The organism is Paraflavisolibacter caeni, assembly GCF_025628885.1.
In the GTDB taxonomy this organism is placed as follows: Bacteria; Bacteroidota; Bacteroidia; order Chitinophagales; family Chitinophagaceae; genus Flavisolibacter; species Flavisolibacter caeni.
The window spans coordinates 1-1,354 of the sequence record NZ_JAOTIF010000074.1 but is presented as its reverse complement, the minus strand read 5'-3'; the positions used below and the strand labels follow the sequence as shown (position 1 = coordinate 1,354).

Genomic DNA, 1,354 nt, shown 5'->3' with positions numbered 1-1,354 from the left:
AGTGAAAAAGGGTGAGCGTACAATTTAGGTCTAAGTAACCCCTGAGGGTATACTGTTATAGAGATTTTACCTCCCCTTTTGATCTCTCCTAGAGTTTGAACAGAATGTAAGGAATAGCGCAGGGCGTTATATCCAGAATATCCCACCAGGAGACCAAACCAAGGGAGAGGCTTCACTTCATGATTGTAAATACTATAGCATTGGTTATGAAAAAGATCGTAAAACAAGTGGCAGGCATTGATGTCGCCCAAAATGAGTTAGTGGTGCAATTAGGCCGCATGTTTGATGACTGGACACCTGAGTTGCATGCCTTGAAAACCTTCCCCAACACGGCCCAAGGCTTTGCAGCCCTTCTGAGTTGGGTGAATCGATTGACCCCCTCCGACATCCCCACCAGGTATGTGATGGAAGCCACCGGGGTCTACCATGAGTGCTTAGCCTATTATCTGGTTGAAAATGGCTGTGAAGTCACGATTGTGCTGCCCAATAAAATCAGCAATTACATGCGCACCCTGGAGCAAAAGACCATGACCGACAAGACGGCCGCCCAGGCCATTGCCCTTTTTGGACTGGAGCGCAAATTAGAGCCCTGGACCAAGCCCCAGGCCATCTATCAAAAGCTCCGGCAGCTGACCCGGGAACGCAGCCAGCTCATCGAGCTGAAAACCATCTGTAAAAATCAGCTCCATGCTGAACAGAGTGAGGCGGAAGGAAATAAGAAAAGCATGGCGAGGTTGAAGAAACGGATTGACTTATTAGACAAACAAGAAAGGGAAATCCTAGCGGAAATCAAGGAGTTGATCAAAACAGATCCAGCAGTGCAACAGGTGGTGGTCTTGCTTTGTTCCATCACCGGTGTGGGCTTATTGACGGCGGCTACCGTCTTAGGGGAGACCAATGGCTTTGATCTGATCTGCAACAAACGGCAACTAACCAGCTATGCCGGCCTGGATGTGCGGGAAAAGCAATCGGGTACCTCCATAAAAGGCAAACCCAGGATATCGAAGAAAGGCAACAAACATTTACGCAAAGCCATGTACTTACCGGCCCTGGCCGCCATCAGACATGATGAACACTATAAAGCCGTCTTTACCAGACTGGTGGCCAAAGATGGTATCAAAATGAAAGCAGCGGTGGCGGTACAAAGAAAACTATTGGAAATGATGTTCACGATATTTAAAAAAGGGGAAAAATATGACAGCAATTATTGTAAAAATCAAATCGAAGAAATGGCACCCATAGAAACTGAAAAAAATTAGGAGGCAAAAATATTGCCTCCTAAACAGGCTGGCATACAGCCGCCTAAAACACAAAATTAAAGTAAAAATCTCTTGACTTTTAACACAGAATCTCT

General features: G+C 46.1%; 1 protein-coding gene. It reads left to right on the top strand.

The annotated features are described in order from the left end of the window. The first annotated feature begins 206 nt into the window (after positions 1-206). Positions 207-1,259: an IS110 family RNA-guided transposase gene (locus OCK74_RS27815; protein ID WP_279300389.1), complete on the top strand. Its 1,053-nt coding sequence runs from the start codon at positions 207-209 to the stop codon at positions 1,257-1,259. The last annotated feature ends 95 nt before the right edge of the window (positions 1,260-1,354 follow it).

What these genes read in the sequence shown, in the direction of transcription:
- OCK74_RS27815 (WP_279300389.1), top strand. Translation starts at nt 207, where the DNA reads ATGAAAAAGATCGTAAAACAAGTGGCAGGCATTGATGTCGCCCAAAAT.